Here is a 17,510-nt window from a genome sequence, read left to right as displayed (position 1 = left end):
GTGGCAGAACCGGCCCACTGTCTCAGACAATGGGCCGGGTGCATGATCGTGCTATTCGTTTTCAGGCTGGATCCGGGATGAAGCCCTCACCGGTGAGCAGCTCGGAGATTTCGGCCAAGGTGGCGTCGACGTAGGGGACGACGACATCGGAGGATCCGAGGTAGTCGTCGGCGACAGGTTGGCCATTGGCCTTGACGTATTCGTGGAGGGCCGTCAGTGCGGTGCGCACGGCCTCCTCGTTGCCGGCGTTGACGGCGTCTTCGACCTGGTTGTCATACTTCTGCAGCAGCACCTGGTCGACGTTCTTGACGTCGAACTGGCCTTCGCCCATGATCCGGATGATCATTGCTGATCCTCCCCTTCAAGGGACTTCTGGTCCTTCTTCTCGGATCCTGCCGGCAAGGATTCGCGCATCCGCTGGAGTTCCATCTCCACGTCGTTGTCGCTGGACAGCGAGTCGAGCTGCGCGGTGATGTCGTCCTTCTGCGTACCCGTGACGTCGTCGAGGGCACCGGAGGCGAGCAGTTCGTCGACGGCACCGGCCCTGGCCTGCAGAGAAGCGGTCTTGTCCTCGGCGCGCTGAACCGCGAGTCCGACGTCGCCGAGTTCTTCGGAGATGCCCGAGAAGGCTTCGCCGATCTTCGTCTGCGCATCCGCGGCGTTGTAGGTGGCCTTGAGGGTCTCCTTCTTCGTGCGGAAAGCGTCGACCTTCGCCTGGAGGCGCTGCGAAGCGAGGGTGAGCTTCTGCTCCTCGCCCTGCAGTCCCTCGTGCTGACTCTGCAGATCGGTGATCTGCTGGGTGAGTCCGGACTTGCGGGTCAGAGCCTCACGGGCGAGATCCTCCCGACCGATCTGCATGGCCTTCTCGGCCTGGCCGGAGAGCTTGTTCTGCTGCTGTTCGAGCTGGTTGATCTGCAGCTCGAGACGCTTGCGGCTGGTGGCGACATCGGCAACACCGCGGCGAACCTTCTGCAGCAGTTCCAGCTGCTTCTGGTACGAGTAATCAAGGGTTTCGTTGGGGTTTTCGGCCTTGTCCAAGGCCTTGTTGGCCTTTGCACCGAAGATCGTCGCGATCCGTTGGAAGATGCTCATCCGTAGTCGACTCCTGCATTGGTTTGACCCGACGCTGCCAAGCCGATCCACTCCGGTCCGGAGATTCTTGGCCAACACCGCCGCGAACTATCGCTCTCAGCCTACTAATAAAGGCTGATAGTTTGCCAGATGCCGGCCACGAGAACGAAGAGACTTCGACCCCGTGATCGCAGGGATCGCGGAGGTGGTGTCGGGGCGCCCATGCTCGGGCGTTCCGACGGCGCGGTCGGTCCGTCCGCACGGCGCAGGCGAACCGTTGACGGTCACGGAGCGAAGAGTCGCGAGTTCGCGGATTCGACCTCATCGTATTGGCGAGCCGCGGTGTTGAGTGCTCCGTGGATGGAGTTGAGCGATTCCATCAGCTGCTTCTGCGCGGACTCCCACTGGTTGATGACCGCTTGGAAGTTCTGCGCCGCACTGCCGCGCCAGCATTCTTGGAGTGAGAGCAGATTGCGCAGCATCGTGTCGGATTCGGACACGAGGTTGCGGGACGTGCCCGCGGTGGCGGTGGCGGCTGATTGGACGCGTTCGGCGTCGACTTCGAAACTCACGATGACTCCTCCTGATCAGAGACGTCCCACCGCGGTCGGGCGAGACGACACCAGTGTCATCGTGCAGCTGTGAGGAGCCAAGGGCATGCGAAGAGGGTGTGGACAGCGGTTGGCTGTCCACACCCTCTTCGCGGTCGAGTCGCGGCGGAGTCTCGCCGCCTGTGAGGTCGAGTCGCGACTGGCCACGACCGGGCCCGATCGACCAGGCCCGATTGACCAGACCCGATCGAACCGGCTCGACGGAACCGGCCCGGCTGACCCAGACCAGGTCCGACCCGACCAGCCCCGTGTGCCTACTTCAGCACGAGCGAGACGTCGACCTTCTGCTCCTGGCCGCCGCGCACAAGGGTGACCTCGACGGGTGTATTCACCGGCTGGGCACGGACGAGGGCGCGCAGGGCGATCGCGTTGTTGACCTTGGTTCCGGCCACCTCGACGATGTCGTCGCCGTCCTTGATCCCGGCCTTTGCTGCGGGTGAGCCGCCCTCGACGGACTGCACCTTGGCACTGCCGCGAGAGATGCCGCCGCTGTTGATGTGCCCATCGGTGAGCGTGATGCCCAGGAACGGGTGCAGCGCCTTGCCGTTGTTGATGAGCTGGTCGGCGATCATCACGGCCTGGTTGGCGGGAATCGCGAACCCGATGCCGATGGATCCGGACTGCTGTCCCTCTCCGGCCTGGCTCAGCGACGCCGCCGCCGAGTTCACGCCGATGAACTCACCATCGCCGTTGACGAGCGGGCCGCCGGAGTTGCCCGGGTTGATCGCCGCATCCGTCTGGATGGCGTTGGTGATCGTCATCTCCTTCTCCTGCGAGGTTGCGTCCTCGCCGATGTTCTCCGTCGACACCGGGCGGTCGAGGGCCGAGACGATGCCCGTGGTCACGGTGTCGGCGAGGCCGAGCGGGTTGCCCAGAGCCATCACCGGATCTCCCACGGACAGCTTCTTCGAATCACCCACCACCAGGGGCTTCATCCCGTCGGGAACCTCGTTGAGCTTGATGATGGCGATATCCGTCGACGGGTCGCGGCCGACGATCTTCGCCTCAGTCGTCGCTCCGTTCTTCATCGTCACAGCGATCTCGCCGTTCGGGGTGTCGGCCGGGGCGACGACGTGGTTGTTCGTGATGACGTGACCTTGGTCGTCGTAGAGGGCGCCCGAACCGAGCCCCTGCACCTGACCGTTTGTGCCGACCTGGATCGACATCACGCTCCCGGAGGTCTGCTCCGCCACCTGCGTCCAGTCCGGGGTTTCGATCGTCTGCTCGGCGACCTTGCGCGGTTCTTCTCCCTGCAGAGCCGACAGCGCATAGTTCCCACCGAACGCAAGACCTCCGCCGAGGAGGGCGGCGATGGCCGCGATCGCGATCGTCGCACCCCAACCGGGGCCTTTCTTCTCTCGCCGAGGCGGCTGTTCCGGCCCGTACGGACCCGGGCCTCCCGGCCCACCGTAGAAGGCCGGTCCGCCGGTGCCGGTCATCGGTTGGGATCCGACGTTCGGCTGCTGCTGTGTTCCGGGAGCGGCGAAGACGGAGTTCATCTGCGTCGTCTGAGAATGGGGATCACCGGAGTTCGGCGATCCTGTGTACTGAGAGCCGCCGTACTGGGAGCTGCCATACTGTGAACCGCTGTGCTGGGAGCCGCCATGTTGGGATCCGCCGTGCTGCGATCCTCCGTACTGGGCCGCTCCGGGATATGCCTGCGATCCACCGGATTGCGGGTAGTTCTGCTGGTTGTTCTGCTGCTGGGCGGCACCTGGCTGGTGGGAGCCGTACTGAGAGGGGTTCTGCTGGTACGGGGAACCCGGCTGGTGCTGCGAACCTTGCTGGTGCTGCGAACCCTGCTGGTTCGGCGATGCCCGCTGGGCTTGAGGCGCCGGTCGGTGCTGCGAACCCGGCTGCTGCTGCGATGCCTGCTGGGACTGAGGCGCCTGCTGGTACGGCGAGCCCTGCTGTGGGGAGCCGTGCTGGAAGTCGGGGGACGGCTGGGACGAAGGGCCGCCTCGGCGAGGATCGTCCACAGGGTTCTGCGCTCCAGTGGGCGCATTGTCGGGGCGACGCTCCGGCGGCGCCACGGGTGGGCTGACTCGGGCCGGGCCGGAGGACTGCGATGAGTTCGGGAACGTGCGCGGAACTTCAGCGCCCGATCCTCGGTAGCCGCCGGCGTTCGGCCCGCGGCGGCCGTATGCGGATTCCTCACCCGGGTTCTGGGAATTGCCGTTGTCACTCATCGCTTGTCCTTTCGTGTGTCCGCAGCGGGGCTGCCGGGCTCGGAGATGGGCAGGTCGATGCGGAAAGTGGCACCGCCGCCGGGAGTTTCGTGTACGGAGATCGCGCCGTGATGGTTCTCGACGATCGCCTTGACGATCGACAGACCCAGACCGGAACCGCCGGTGTCCCGGGTCCTGGAGACGTCGAGGCGATAGAAGCGTTCGAAGATCCGCGGCACCACCTCGGGGTCGATGCCGTCGCCGTGGTCACGGACCTCGAAGCGGACGCGGCCGTTGGGGAACCCGCGCAGAGACTCATCGACAGTGATCGACCCGGCAGCCGTGACATCGGGGACGATGCCCGCCGGCGCCTGATCTCCGGTCGGTGCGCCATTCGACGCAGCGGACGGGTCTCCTGATCGGGCGTCGGCCGGCGACTCCGGACGGGACGACTGCTGGGCACCGGTCTCCGGTGAGGTCTGCGGGGTGGGCTGGGTGTCGGCCTGGTCGCCGCCGGTGGAGTCGCCTCGGCGGAAGATGCGGACCCCGCCGGTGACGAAACCGCGCTCACGCGATTTCTCCTTCGACCCGCCTCGCCCGTTCTGACCCTTGGCCGTGCCCTCGCGGATCTCACCGGTGTCCGCGCCGCTGGAACCGGGAGCCTCGGGCAGGCCGATGACTCCGACCGCGAACTCGATCGCGGTGTTCTCAGGGGTGTGGCGCACGGCGTTGCCGGCGAGGTTGACGATGACCTGGCGGATCTTCGATTCGGAACCGCGGATGAGCGGCACCGGCTGCGCGTCCTCACCGTCGAGTCCGATGAAGCTGATGTCTCTGTCCGGGGCCTGCGCGGCCGCATCGGCGGCAGCGTCACGGACGACCTTGTGCAGATCGATGGGACCGATCTCGGCCGGCCGCTGCTCATCGAGGCGGGCGAGTACGACGAGGTCGTCGACGAGCACGCCCATGCGCTTGGCCTCGGCCTCCATCCGCTCCATCGCATTCGCGACATCTTCGCCCTTCGTGATCGCGCCCTGCCGGTACAGCTCCGCATAGCCGCGGATGGTCACCAGCGGAGTGCGCAGCTCGTGCGAGGCGTCCGAGACGAATTGGCGGATGCGCTTCTCCGAGCGAGTCTGCCCGTCGAAGGAGTCCTCGATGCGCCCGAGCATCGTGTTCAGCGCCGCCGACAGTCGGCCCAGCTCGGTGTTGCGCGGATAACTGGGCACACGCTGCGAGAGGTCACCGGCGGCGATCCGCGATGCGGTCTTCTCGATGTCACGCAGCGGCCGGAACGTGTTGTTGATCGCCCAATAGCCGACACCGGCGACCATCGCCAGGGCCAGCAGTCCGATGCCGATCATCGTATTGCGGGCGCGTTCGTTGATGTTGTCGACCTCGCGGTCGAAGGGCACGGCGATGGACACGAGCACGTCGGTGTTCTTCACCTTCATCGCCCGCGCCCGCCACTGCGAACTCGTCCCCGCCACGGTGAAGGGCTCACCGGCTCGGGAATAGACTTCCTGCTCATCGATCTTCGGCAGGATCGGATGGTTCTGCGGCTCCGGGGCGACGGGGTCGCGGATCGGATCGCCCTTCGTGTCATAGAACTGCACATAGAAGCCTCCCGGCAGGAGGCTCTTGAGCTGATCCCAGGAATTCGAATCGATCGTCGTCGACGACGGCGAATCCTCGGTGCCGTCATCTCCCGAACCGGACTGGAGCTCGGCCGGCTGGAACACATCTTGGTAGGCCTGCTTCGCCAGAGTCTCGGATGCGCTGATGAGTCGCTCATCCGTGCGTTGGACGAGGCTGTCGCGCAGGTTCTCCAACACCCAAGCGCTCGTCCCCGTGAGGACGAGCAGCATGAGCAGCATCATGATGGCCAGCAGCTTGGTGGTCAGAGACCATTCTTCCCAGAAGCCGGGACGGGTGGGACGGGATTCTTTTGCCACGTAGGTAATCTATCGTCCTTGCTTGGACGACTACTTGGATTCCGGTGTGCGCAGCATGTAGCCGACCCCGCGCTTGGTCTGGATCATCGGGGTCCACTCCATCTCGATGGGGTGGCCGGCGGCGTCCGTCTCCGGGGTGACGTCGATCTTGCGGCGCAGGTAGGAGATATAGGACTCGACGATTCCCGTGTCGCCGCCGAAGTCGTACTCCCACACGTGATCGAGGATCTGCGACTTCGACAGCACCCGGTTCGTGTTGAGCATGAGGTAGCGCAGCAGCTTGAACTCAGTGGGGGAGAGGTCGATGAGGATGCCGGAGCGGCGGACCTCATGCGTGTCGTCGTCGAGTTCGAGGTCGCCCGCCACGATGACGGCGTTCTCCTCGTCCTCGAGATTCCGGGTGCGGCGGAGGACGGCGCGGATGCGGGCGACGACCTCTTCGAGGCTGAAGGGCTTCGTCACGTAGTCATCGCCGCCGACGGTCAGGCCGGTGATCTTGTCCGAGGTGTCATCACGGGCGGTGAGGAACACGACGGGGGCGTTCATCCCGATCTGACGAAGGCGGCGGGTGACGGTGAAGCCGTCCATGTCCGGGAGCATGACGTCGAGGACGAGGAGGTCGACCTCGGTCTGCTCGGCCAGGCGCAGCGCCTCGGCGCCGTTGGCGGCGGAGACGACGTCGAACCCGGCGAAGCGGAGACTTGTGGACAGGAGTTCGCGGATATTGGGCTCATCATCGACAACGAGCAGGGTGGCTTCGATGTCGGTGTCGTTCTGTGCTGTAGTCATGGCTCCAGTCTGGGACCCATTTCTGGGAGCGGGCTGAAGGTTGACTGAATGCGAATGTGAGGTGCGTCACTGGAAAACTCTCAGGAAAGTCGTTCCGGGGCCGTTTCGCCGCTTGCGTTCTCAGGAATGAGGGGGCGATTTCAGTGAAAAATGTGGTCGCGGTCAGGCAGGGTTCAGAAAGTCTCGCCGAGGTGGTTCTGGGCGGGCAGGTTCTGTTCAGTGTTGGCGGGGTGGGCGGAGGTCGAAGAGCTGCTGAGTGACAGTGAAGCGCAGGACCCGTTCGGGGCGGTGGCGGTCATAGACCACCTGGCCGACAGTGCCTCGCATCGACGGGTCCTGCTGGACGAGGTGGCGGATCCAGCGATCTCGCCCTCTGGTGTCGACGAAATGCACCACGGTCAGTTTCGGTGCTCTGAACTGACTGCCGTCCCAGTAGTCGATGACGCGACCTTCGGCCAAGGCTGTGGTCGGGTGCGGCGGGCGGTCGAGGATCGGATGGCGGGCCTTGCGGAAGGGGAGTAGGGATACGGCGATGAGTGAGACGGCCGCAGTGATGGACACGACCCACCAGATCGGAGCCGCGTCGGACACGCCATCGGACACGCCAGGGGCAAGGCCGAGGCCGAGCGCGCAGCCAACCCCGAGTGCTGCCAGCTGATATCGGAAGAATCGAGATAGGCTGCCGCCGGTGCGGAAGCGGCCGAGCGCCGCGCGCATGAGCAGGTGACAGGCAGCGACGACGATCAGGGTGATGCCGAGTCCGGCAGTGAGGTGGATGACCCTCTCAAGCGCAGATTCCCAGGGGTCGAGCGGAGAGAAGATGAGGGACACGAATGCCCAACCTGCTCCGATGCTCAGGAACGTCACGAACCCGGCAATCGCTGCGGCGAGCTTGCGCCCAACTGTGATGCGCAAAGGCTGCACTGACATCGTCGACTCCTTTCAGCGCGGGCGGGGTGGGCGACGGTCGGGCGGCATCGGCATGACGTGAGGCGACCGAGACGCGGGGTTCTCCCGGACCTCGCGCGGCGGGCGGAGGTCGAAGAGCTGCTGCGTGACGGCGAAGCGACGGACCCGTTCGGGGCGGTGGCCGTCGTAGTGCACCTGCCCTCGTGTGCCGAGCAGCGACGGACTCTGCTGAACGAGGTGGCGGACCCAGCGATCGTGTCCCGTGGAATCGGTGAAGTGAACCACGGTCATGTCTGGGGCCCGGCTCCTGGGCTGGGACCAATAGTCGACGACGCTGCCTTCGGCCAGGCCGATGTCGGGAGAGGGCGGACGATCGAGGATCGGATAACGAGCTTTGCGGAAGACAAGCAGACTGACGGCGATGAGTCCGAGACCTGCGGCGATGGAGATGACCCACCAGATCGGGGCTGCTTCGGCCATTGCTGGGAGGAAGCCGAGCCCGAGCCCGCCGCCGACGCCGAGGGTGGCCAGCTGGTAGCGGAAGAAGCGCGTGAGACTGCCGCCGGTCCGATGGCGGCCGAGAGCGATGCGCATGAGCAGGTGGCAGGCGAGGACTGAGACGATGGCCGCGGCGAAGGTGAGGCCGATGAAGAAGGGCTTCGCGCCGGCCGGTTCCGCGGGGCCGCTGGGGAGGAAGGTGAGCGCGGTGAGGAGGGAGCCGAAGGTCAAGCCGGTCACCATGGTGAGGATGCCGGCGACGCCTGCGGAGAGCTTGCGTCCAGCGCTGATGCGCAATGGCTGAAGTGACATGGTCGGCCCCTTGGGTCAGCGATCGGTTTCCGCGTCGGACTGTCGGGCACGGAAGGCCGCGACGTGGGTGCGGTTGGCGCAGCTGCCGGTATCGCAGAAGCGCTTCGAACGGTTGCGGCTGAAGTCAGCGAGGTAGGCGCGGCAGTCCTCGGCGGCGCACCGGCCGAGCCGGTCGAGATCACCGGAGCGGATGAGGTCGATGAGGACGAGGGCGACATCGGCGGCCACCCGGTCGGCCAGACTGTCATCGCTGCCGGTGGCGTGCAGATGCCAGTTCCAGCTGCCGTGCCGGACCAGCTGCGGCATCGACCCCGAGGTGCGCAGTGTGATATTCACCTCATCGACGACGGCTTCGACGGCGTCCGAGGCCTCCGCGTCGGTCTGGGCATCGATGCTCGCGTCGAGGGCCGAGGCGAATCTCTCCCGCAGCCGCTGCGTCTCCTCGACGTCGGATTTCGTCGCTCGGATCGGCCCGGAGAAGTCGTGTCGGGCCGCAAACTCGCGGATTCCGGCGGTTGTCGTCAGCTCGTCACCGGCCGCGGCGACGGTCCCCGAGGTGTTGAGGAGGTCGACGAGCATGAGGAGGTTCGAGCGGATGTCGTAGGCGAAAGTCATAGCGGAACCATTGTGGCATACGATGTAATGACCAAAATGTACTTGACTCATTTCACGGGCGTGGGAAATACTGAACTCAGGCCGTGGGAAGGGCACGCACACGTCGCCTTCCGGCCGCCTCGGCGAGGGGATTGTCCCTCGCGTCGCTTCACCTGGGCGGGGGATCCTCCGTCACCCAACCCACCCACGTTTCACCGCTTCAGGAGGTCAAGAATGAGTCGCACCGTCATCGCAGGGTTCCTGCTCACTCTTGCCTCCGCGTTCTTCTTCGCGGTGTCCGGGCCGATCGCGAAGACGATGTACGCGATCGGATGGACCCCGGGTGCAGTCGTGCTCATCCGCTTGGCCGGCTCCGCGGTCCTGCTGCTCATCCCCACCCTCATCGCGCTGCGCGGACGCTGGGGCGAGGTGCTCACGCACTGGCGCACCGTCGTCACCTACGGTCTGGTGTCGATGGCCGGCGTGCAGGGGTTCTACTTCGTCGCCGTCGAACACCTCACCGTCGCCGTGGCGCTGCTGCTGGAGATGACCGCGCCGATGCTCATCGTCTTCTGGATCTGGGCCCGGACCAGGACGCGGCCGGCGACCGTGACGTTCATCGGGGTGCTGGTCTCGATGGTCGGTCTGCTGCTCGTGCTCAACCTGCGCGGTGCCTCGATCAGCGTCTTCGGTGTGATCATGGCACTGGCCGCCGCAGTGTGCCTGGCCAGCTACTTCCTCGTCTCCGCGAAGGACGCGATCACGATCCCGCCGGTCGCGCTGACCGGTTTGGGCATGGGCATCGGTGCGCTGGCGATGTCGGTGCTCGTGCTCGCCGGCGTCATGCCCTGGGGCGCTGTCGCCGGTGACGTCGACTTCGGCGGGGTGTCGATGTCGTGGGTCGTGCCGATGGCGATGATCGTGCTCTTCACCGTCGGGGCCTATATCACCGGCATCCTCGGACTGCGCTATGTCGGCGCGACCGTCGGATCGTTCGTCAACCTCGTCGAGGTGCCGTTCTCGGTCATCGTCGCCTGGCTCGTGCTCTTCGAGATGCCCGCACCGATCCAGCTGTTCGGCGGGGTGTTCATCCTCGGCGGCGTCGGCTTCATCAAGTGGGGCGAGGCCCGCCTGGCCGCCCGCGTCGCCCGCCGCGAGGTCGTCCTCAGATCCGAAGCCGACACCCTCATTACTACCTGACGGCGCCCCAACAACCCGGCGCCACCACGCTGGGGGCCCGTCGGGTAGCAATAAGGGGAGGCGGGGTCAGCGGACTTCGATGCTGTAGCTGTAGCCCTGCTCGGTGAGGAAGCGGCGGCGCTGGGCGGCGAAATGCTCGTCGATGGTGTCGGCGGCGACGACGGTGTAGAACGTCGCCGAGCCCTGATCCTCCTTCGGACGCAGGATCCGTCCGAGCCGCTGGGCCTCCTCCTGCCTCGAGCCGAAGGCTCCCGAAACCTGAATCGCCACCGAGGCGGCCGGCAGGTCCACGGAGAAGTTCGCAACCTTCGAGACGACGAGGACGGGGATGTCCCCGGCCCGGAAGTCGCGGAAGAGCTCCTGCCGCTGCGATTCCGGGGTCTGCCCGGTCAGCACCGGAGCACCGAGTTCGGCCCCGATCTCCTCGAGCTGATCAAGGTACTGGCCGATCACGAGGATCTGCGCATCCGGGTGGTCGGCGACGAGTTCGGACACGATCGGCAGCTTCGCATCCGAGGTCGCGGCCAACCGGTACCGGTCCTCACCATCGGCGCGGGCATAGGCGGTGCGGGTTCCCCCGTCGAGGCGCACGCGCACCTCGTGACAGGCCGCCGAAGCGATGTAGCCGAGGCGTTCGAGTTCCTTCCACGGCACTTCGTACTGCTTGGGGCCGATGAGGGAGAACACCTCGTCCTCGCGACCGTCCTCACGCACGAGTGTCGCCGTCAGACCCAGACGACGCCTGGCCTGCAGGCTGGCCGTGAGCCGGAAGATCGGAGCCGGCAGCAGGTGGACCTCATCGTAGATGACCAGGCCCCAGTCCTTGGCGTCGAGGAGTTCGAGGTGCAGGTACGAGCCCTTCCTGCGGGTGGTGAGCACCTGATAGGTGGCGATGGTGATCGGGCGGATCTCCTTCGTCGAACCCGAGTATTCGCCGACCTCATCCTCGGTGAGTGTGGTGCGACGCAGGATCTCGTCCTTCCACTGTTTGGCCGAGACGGAATTCGTCACGAGGATGAGTGTCGTCGTCTGCACCCGTGACATCGTGGCCACACCGACGATCGTCTTCCCGGCACCGCAGGGCAGCACGACGACACCGGACTCACCGGCCAGCGACTGGTCGATGGCCTGCTTCTGATAGTCGCGCAGATGCCATTTCCCGCCATGGGCGTCATCGGAGAGATCGATGTCGTGGGCTTCGCCGTCGACGTAGCCGGCATGGTCGGAGACCGGATGCCCCAGCTGCAGCAGCGCATGCTTGAGCTCACCGCGTTCCGAGGGGTGGACGAGGACCGATTCGTCATCGATGCGTTTGCCGAACTTCCCGACAAGATCGGGTTGACCGGTGAGTTCGTCGAGCAGGCCGGTCTCCGTCGAGGTCAGTGTCAGTCCGTGGATCGGATGGTCGATGAGAGTGAGGACCCCGAAGCGGTCCATGATGTCGACGATGTCGACGAGCAGCTCATGCGGGACCGGGTATTTGGCGAATTCGAGGAGCACGTCGACGACGGACTCGGCGTCATGGCCGCTGGCCCGGGCGTTCCACAGACCCAGCGGAGTGATCGTATAGGTGTGGATGTACTCCGGGGTCCGTGACAGCTGCGCGAACGGGGCGATCGCCACAGCCGCCTCGACGGCCTGCGGGTGTCCCGATTCCAGCAGCACAGTCCGATCGGACTGCACGATCAGCGGACCATTCATTCAATCTCCCATTCCCGACAATGCCCACAGTGGGGCGACACCAGAGAGGACAACACGTCCCCGCCCTCGATTGTTCCCTCCCCGTGCTACCCGACGGGTCCCCAGCAACTCGGCGCCGGGTTGTTGGGGGCCCGTCAGGTAGCAGTTGAGGGGGTGACTGAGACGATGCGGGCGATCGACAGAGACGCCTCGGCGCCGGTCGTCGTGACCGTCCCGCGCACCCGCCCGGCATTGACCGTGGCCGGTCGCATCTCGATGCTGCGCTCTTTTCCCTGCGAATCCGCGATCCGGATGAGCACCCGCCTCTTCGCCTCCGCGGCCTCCCGCAGCAGATCCATATGCCCCAACGGTTCGTCGGTGCTCACCGACTCCTGCCCCTGCGTCGGTGCCGACCGCAGAATCCGAATGTACTCGCCGAGGTGGCCGTCGGTCACCCGCGGACGTCGCCTGACGCTGACCTCGGGTTCCGACTGGGTGATCACCTTCCGTTTGCGCACCGGGCCTGCCGCCGAGTGCAGCAGCGCGTGATGGTCTCCGGCCTCGAGCAGGTGCATCGTCCGCTCCGGTCCGAGCTGGGAGATCGCGACCGTCGGGGCCAGCCGTTCGAGACCTGCCGGCAGCATCGTCTGATCGGAGACGATGACATCGAGGTCGACCGGGTCGTCGACGACGAGCACGGCACGTGCCCCGGCCACCCGGACCCGTCGCAGCTTCGACGCAGTGTTCTTCACGAGGAAGTCCAAGGTCGAGGGCAGCTCCTCGGCGCTGATCTCGGCGAGCTCGCTCAGTGCCTCCTCGGGGGTGAGCCCCGACTGCATGGTGTCTTCGATGGTCTCGGCATCGATGCGGTACACGGTGCCCTGACCGCGGGCCTCGACGACGGCGTACCTGCGCAGGATGTGATGGACCCGCGGTTCGATCGGCCCGGTCGCCACCGCCGTGAGATCGGACTGGATGAGCACAGTGTCGACTTCCGGACCGAGCCCCTCGGTGACCGCGGCGATGACATCTCCGGGAACCTCGAGCGCCTCGACGGCGACGCCGAGCGGAGCGATCGAAGGATCCTGCTTCCCATGCTCGACCAGTGCCCGATCCAGACCGGCGGCCAGCCGGAGACCGAAACGGCTCGGCCCGAAATGGTCCGGCTGCTGCAGGGGAGTGGTCGCAAGCCCGAGGCTTACACACGTGTGCAGCACCGCCTCGGTCATGGCGAACTCGTGCGCCTGCAGCAGCGGGCGTCGACGCAGCACCTCGGCATGGATCCACTGGGCCGACCGGGCGGTGCCCAGACCGATGTCGTGGAGGACGTCGAGGACGGTCAGGCGCAGCAGCGGCATCGCCGGCACGGACTGCGGATACCCCTTGAACAGGGCCTTCTTCGGGGTGGCGAGCACGGTGAGGCGTTCGTTCTCACTCGCCCCGGCCGCCAGCTGGGTGACGTCGAGGGACTCGCGCAGCCACGCGGTCACCAGCGCCGTCCACAGTTCGGCCCGATCGCCGGCGAGCACTGAGTCGGCATCATCGGCGGCCGTCCACTGCGGGTCGAGCGCATCGTCGAGGACGCCGATGAGGTGCAGCGACTTCGCGGCCAGCAGCAGCGTGATCGTCTGCTCGAGCCCCAGATCGAGGGTGCGGGCCAGCCGGGACACATCCCGTTTGGAGATGCCGCCGCTGGTCAGCCGCGAGATGGGGGAGGCGGACATTTCGTCGACGAGGCCGCGCAGGGACGAGATCACCTCGGCGACGGCGGCCTGCTCGCTGTTGTGGATGAGCGGCTGAGCGATCGTCGCAGTGCTCGCATCGACCGTGGTCGGATCGATCTGCCAGGGGAGGGCGCGGGCGGATTCGGCCGCCGATGTCGGCAGCAGGGTGATCGCCTCGGACTGGATCTTCCACGTCCCGGATCCATCGGCAGTCCCGCCGCTGGCAGCCGTCCCCGACCCACCGTTTGATCCCGGCCCACCGGCCGACCCGGACCCGCCCGTGTTCCCACCGGCAGGCCATGCCAAGCCGAGGTCGCGGAGTCTGGGCAGAGCCGCCTCGGTGCGGGTGGGGTCGATGTGGGGATTGGCGGCGATCTCGATCTCCGGCGTCGTCCGGGCCGCCTTGGCCAAGGCGATGAAGACGTCGAGGGATTCCGCGTCGAGGGCTTCGATGGCGCGGGAGACCCCGATGCGCGAGGATGCGGCCGCGGCCAGGGCGGGGATCGTCGGTGACTCGGGTTGGAGGAGGTCGCGTCGGGTCCGGACGAAGGACTCGAACTCGGCATCTGCACTGTGGGACAGCCACTGGCTGAAGGTCATTGACATCGCATTCCAGTCTATCGCGAGGGGTACAATGGAGGGGCAGAACAGGAACCGGGATTGCCCCACGAACCGTCAGGAAGGACGCGCATTGTCAGCCACTCGAGTCGACACGACCATAGTCGTCGCCGCGGTTGTCGCCGCAGCCATCGGGGCGCTCGGCCTCATCGGTGTCCTCGGCCAGGCGTGGATGGGGCAGACCCCGAGTTCGTTCCTCACGTACCTGCCCATGATCCTCGTGCCCATCGCCATCGCCCTGGCCTGCGTGGCCATGATCCGGACGGCGTATCGACGCAGACAGACCGGGGTGGGCCACCGCTGAAACCTTCACTCATGCTGCTCACCCCGGACGGTTCGGGGTCTGTCATGAGCCACGCTCGCACAGTGTGATCCAGGCGGTGTAGCGCCCCACCTCGCCGAGGTGGCCGCCCCCCTCACCGCATCCGTGCACTTCCTCGCCCGCCACCGGGGCGCTCGCCGCCACAGGCTCGCACCTTCCCGGTCCGACACGGGCGAGACACCACACCGGCACCCGCTCCAGCGGGGTGTCCAGAATCGCTCGCAGCTGCGAGCAACCGCACTCAGCCCGCAGACGCGGGCACCACACGACTGGCCCGCTCCTGCGGGCACGCCACTACTGGCCCGCTCCTGCGGGCACGCCACTACTGGCCCGCTCCGGCGGGCACCGCACGACAAGCCCGCCACGGCGGGTGCAAGCAGACAGAAAGAAAGGACATCATGCCTACCGGACGCGTGAAATGGTTCGACGCCGACAAGGGATTCGGCTTCGTCATCGCCGAGGACGGCTCCCAGGCCTTCCTCCACTCCTCCGTGCTTCCCGAGGGACTCGAGGTCACGAAGGGCACCCGACTCGAATACGACGTCGTCGAATCCCGCCGCGGAGCACAGGTGCTCAAGGCCCGCCCGATCAGCACTCCGGGCAAGGTCGCCAAGGCCCGCCGACGTCCCGCCGTGGACATGGCGGTTATGGTTGAAGATGTCATCAAAGTATTGGATGACCTCAACAACGGACTGCAGCACGGCCGCTACCCGGACCCGACGCACGGGAACAAGGTGGCCAGCCTGCTGCGGGCGATTGCCGACGATTTGGAGTCCTGATGTCATCACTGTTCAGTGATTGGCTGGCCCGGCAGACCGCCGCGCCCGCTGAGAACGACGCCGAACAGACCACCGCCGCCGCGGCCCCGGGCGAGTCTGCCCCCGCCGCCGCGGCGGGGGAAGCGACCGCTGCTGGAAGCGCGGTCAGCGTGGATTCCGGCACGGCCGCCTCGGCGAAGGCATCGAAGACCGGCCGTTCGCGGTCGGGCGCGGAGAAGATCGTCCTCGACACCCAGCTGGCCGCGGCGATCGACATCGCCCGCTCCGCCATCACCGAGGTGGCCGGCACCGCCGTTGTCGGCGAGCACCTGGGAACCGTGGCCGAAGGCACCCGCCTGGTCACGCACTACTTCGTGTGTACGGACCCGTCCTACCGCGGATGGCGCTGGGTGGCGGTGCTCGCCCGCGCCCCGCGCGCGAAGAAGGTCACCGTCTGCGAAACCGCGCTGCTGCCCGGACCCGACGCTCTCACCGCTCCCGAATGGGTGCCGTGGGAAGAGCGCCTCGAGCCGGGAGATCTGACGCCGCGGGACACGCTGCCCAAGCTTGACCAAGACCCGAACCTGCAGCCGGGCTTCGAACAGACCGAGGACAACTCGGCCGACAACATCGACCAGATCGCGAACTTCGAATTCGGTCTCGGACGGGAGCGGGTCCTCTCCTCCGACGGACTCTCCGCAGCGGCCAGCCGCTGGGCCGATTCGGAGGCCGGACCCGAAGGCGAATTCGCCTCCCGAGCCTCGGCGAACTGCGGCAGCTGCGGCTACCTCATGCCGATCGCCGGTTCGCTGCGCAAGTCCTTCGGCGTCTGCGCCAACGCGTGGTCGCCCTTCGACGGTCGTGTGGTCGGGCTCGAATCCGGCTGCGGTGCCCACTCGGAGACCGATGTGAGACGCCCCGGTCACGAACCGGCCGAAGCCGTCGTCGACGACTTCTCCGACGCTCTCGAGTTCCAGGAGGGCTGAACCACTCGATGTCCCAGACGTTCCGGTCGCTGGCGGAGCCGAACTACCGGCACTGGTTCGCCGGTGCCCTGATCTCCAACACCGGAACGTGGATGCAGCGCACGGCGCAGGACTGGATCGTCCTGACCATGCTCACGGACAACAATGCATCCGCACTGGGACTGACGATGGCTCTGCAATTGGGGCCGCAGCTGATCATGTTCCCGTTCGCGGGCAACCTCGTCGACAAGTTCGACAAACGGCGTCTGCTCATGGTCACCCAGGCGCTGCTGGGCACCATCGGACTCATCCTCTTCGCCCTCGTCATCACCGACGTCATCGTGCTGTGGCATGTGTACGTGCTCGCGTTCACCCTGGGCATGCTCACGACCCTGGACAACCCGGCCCGGCAGGCCTTCGTCTCCGAACTCGTCGGGGAGAAGCTGCTGCCGAACGCGGTGAGCCTGAACTCGGCGTCGTTCAACGGTGCCCGCATGATCGGCCCGGCCGTCGCCGGAGTGCTCACCGCGCTCATCGGCGCGGGGCCCGTGTTCCTCATCAGCGGCCTCGGTTTCGCGGCAACACTCACGGTGCTCCTCCGCCTCGACAAGTCCCGGCTGCACCCCTCCGGTCGGCGGGGCAAGGGCGGAGTGCTCGGGGGACTGAAGTACCTGCGCCGGCGCCCGGACATCACGATCGTGCTCGTGGTGCTGTTCATCGTCGCGACCTTCGGATTCAACTTCAACATCTACACAGCGACGATGGCGAAGATCGAATTCGGCAAGGACGCCAGCGGTTTCGGTCTGCTCAACTCCGTCATGGCCATCGGCTCGGTCACTGGGGCGCTCGCCTCGGCGCGGCGGGAGAAGCCCCGACTGCGATTCATCTTCGGCGCCGCCGGCGGTTTCGGTGTGGCTGTCGGAGTGGCCTCACTCATGCCGAACTACTACCTCTTCGCGGCCTCCCTCGTCTTCGTCGGCTTCGCTTCGCTGACGATGATGACCTCGGCGAACGCCTACGTGCAGACAACCACGGCCGCGAACTACCGAGGCCGGGTGATGGCGATCTACGCCGCCGTCGTCATGGGCGGCACCCCGATCGGTGCGCCCTTGGCCGGATGGGTCGCCGACGTATTCGGACCGCGGATGGCTCTGACGGTGGGAGCCGCCTCGGGGATCATCGCCTTCGCCGTGGGCCTGCTGTGGATGATCATGGCCAAGGACCTGCGGGTCCACCGCGACCCGAAGTCGCGGATCCGTCTGCATGTGAGCTACCACGGCCGACCGTGATCGGTCGGGGCCGCTGGACTCGGCAGTCGGGTGTGCTGGACTCGGCG

General features: G+C 66.4%; 16 protein-coding genes. 5 read left to right on the top strand and 11 right to left on the bottom strand.

The window, feature by feature from the left end; all coding sequences use genetic code 11:
* Positions 1 to 61: 61 nt before the first annotated feature.
* The 9 genes from pspAA to L1F31_RS15210 form a co-directional block, all read right to left on the bottom strand.
* On the bottom strand, positions 62 to 346 hold the full coding sequence (gene pspAA / locus L1F31_RS15250) for a PspA-associated protein PspAA (RefSeq protein WP_265418083.1): 285 nt from the start codon (positions 344 to 346) through the stop codon (positions 62 to 64).
* Positions 343 to 1,092 (bottom strand): PspA/IM30 family protein, encoded by a 750-nt coding sequence (locus L1F31_RS15245; RefSeq protein WP_265418082.1) that lies wholly within the window; start codon positions 1,090 to 1,092, stop codon positions 343 to 345. Before L1F31_RS15245 ends, pspAA begins: the two co-directional genes overlap by 4 nt.
* A gap of 263 nt (positions 1,093 to 1,355) precedes the next feature.
* On the bottom strand, positions 1,356 to 1,643 hold the full coding sequence (locus L1F31_RS15240; protein WP_265418081.1) for a WXG100 family type VII secretion target: 288 nt from the start codon (positions 1,641 to 1,643) through the stop codon (positions 1,356 to 1,358).
* A 293-nt stretch (positions 1,644 to 1,936) separates the two neighbouring features.
* On the bottom strand, positions 1,937 to 3,871 hold the full coding sequence (locus L1F31_RS15235) for a trypsin-like peptidase domain-containing protein (RefSeq protein ID WP_265418080.1): 1,935 nt from the start codon (positions 3,869 to 3,871) through the stop codon (positions 1,937 to 1,939).
* Complete coding sequence (locus L1F31_RS15230) at positions 3,868 to 5,805, bottom strand: sensor histidine kinase (protein WP_265418079.1); 1,938 nt, start codon at positions 5,803 to 5,805, stop codon at positions 3,868 to 3,870. The genes L1F31_RS15235 and L1F31_RS15230 overlap by 4 nt, the downstream gene beginning before the upstream one ends.
* Before the next feature lie 30 nt (positions 5,806 to 5,835).
* On the bottom strand, positions 5,836 to 6,594 hold the full coding sequence (locus L1F31_RS15225) for a response regulator transcription factor (protein ID WP_265418078.1): 759 nt from the start codon (positions 6,592 to 6,594) through the stop codon (positions 5,836 to 5,838).
* 216 nt (positions 6,595 to 6,810) lie between these two features.
* On the bottom strand, positions 6,811 to 7,524 hold the full coding sequence (locus L1F31_RS15220) for a hypothetical protein (protein ID WP_265418077.1): 714 nt from the start codon (positions 7,522 to 7,524) through the stop codon (positions 6,811 to 6,813).
* Positions 7,525 to 7,536: 12 nt separating this feature from the next.
* Positions 7,537 to 8,313, bottom strand: a complete 777-nt coding sequence (locus tag L1F31_RS15215) for a hypothetical protein (RefSeq protein WP_265418076.1) — start codon at positions 8,311 to 8,313, stop codon at positions 7,537 to 7,539.
* Positions 8,314 to 8,328: 15 nt separating this feature from the next.
* Complete coding sequence (locus L1F31_RS15210) at positions 8,329 to 8,928, bottom strand: CGNR zinc finger domain-containing protein (protein ID WP_265418075.1); 600 nt, start codon at positions 8,926 to 8,928, stop codon at positions 8,329 to 8,331.
* A gap of 213 nt (positions 8,929 to 9,141) precedes the next feature.
* Here L1F31_RS15210 and L1F31_RS15205 point away from each other — a divergent pair, with 213 nt between their 5' ends.
* Complete coding sequence (locus L1F31_RS15205; RefSeq protein ID WP_265418074.1) at positions 9,142 to 10,107, top strand: EamA family transporter; 966 nt, start codon at positions 9,142 to 9,144, stop codon at positions 10,105 to 10,107.
* 66 nt (positions 10,108 to 10,173) lie between these two features.
* Here L1F31_RS15205 and L1F31_RS15200 read toward each other — a convergent pair whose 3' ends face one another.
* Together L1F31_RS15200 and L1F31_RS15195 are read right to left on the bottom strand one after the other, a co-directional pair.
* Positions 10,174 to 11,808 (bottom strand): DNA repair helicase XPB, encoded by a 1,635-nt coding sequence (locus L1F31_RS15200; protein WP_265418073.1) that lies wholly within the window; start codon positions 11,806 to 11,808, stop codon positions 10,174 to 10,176.
* A gap of 134 nt (positions 11,809 to 11,942) precedes the next feature.
* The gene (locus tag L1F31_RS15195) at positions 11,943 to 14,117 is read right to left on the bottom strand and encodes a helicase-associated domain-containing protein (protein WP_265418072.1); all 2,175 of its coding nucleotides are present in this window, start codon (positions 14,115 to 14,117) and stop codon (positions 11,943 to 11,945) included.
* An 85-nt stretch (positions 14,118 to 14,202) separates the two neighbouring features.
* On the opposite strand from L1F31_RS15195, the gene L1F31_RS15190 reads away from it, so the two are divergent.
* From L1F31_RS15190 to L1F31_RS15175, 4 genes are all read left to right on the top strand, one after another.
* The gene (locus tag L1F31_RS15190; protein ID WP_265418071.1) at positions 14,203 to 14,433 is read left to right on the top strand and encodes a hypothetical protein; all 231 of its coding nucleotides are present in this window, start codon (positions 14,203 to 14,205) and stop codon (positions 14,431 to 14,433) included.
* Between the two features lie 416 nt (positions 14,434 to 14,849).
* Positions 14,850 to 15,230: a cold-shock protein gene (locus L1F31_RS15185; protein ID WP_265418070.1), complete on the top strand. Its 381-nt coding sequence runs from the start codon at positions 14,850 to 14,852 to the stop codon at positions 15,228 to 15,230.
* Entirely contained in the window at positions 15,230 to 16,195 is a 966-nt protein-coding gene (locus L1F31_RS15180) for a DUF3027 domain-containing protein (RefSeq protein ID WP_265418069.1), read from the top strand. Before L1F31_RS15185 ends, L1F31_RS15180 begins: the two co-directional genes overlap by 1 nt.
* A gap of 8 nt (positions 16,196 to 16,203) precedes the next feature.
* Positions 16,204 to 17,463, top strand: a complete 1,260-nt coding sequence (locus L1F31_RS15175; RefSeq protein ID WP_265418068.1) for an MFS transporter — start codon at positions 16,204 to 16,206, stop codon at positions 17,461 to 17,463.
* Positions 17,464 to 17,510 lie beyond the last annotated feature (47 nt).

Origin of the sequence: Brevibacterium spongiae, assembly GCF_026168515.1 — a bacterium.
GTDB classification, from domain to species: domain Bacteria; phylum Actinomycetota; class Actinomycetes; order Actinomycetales; family Brevibacteriaceae; genus Brevibacterium; species Brevibacterium spongiae.
This window is presented reverse-complemented; position numbering and strand designations above follow the sequence as displayed.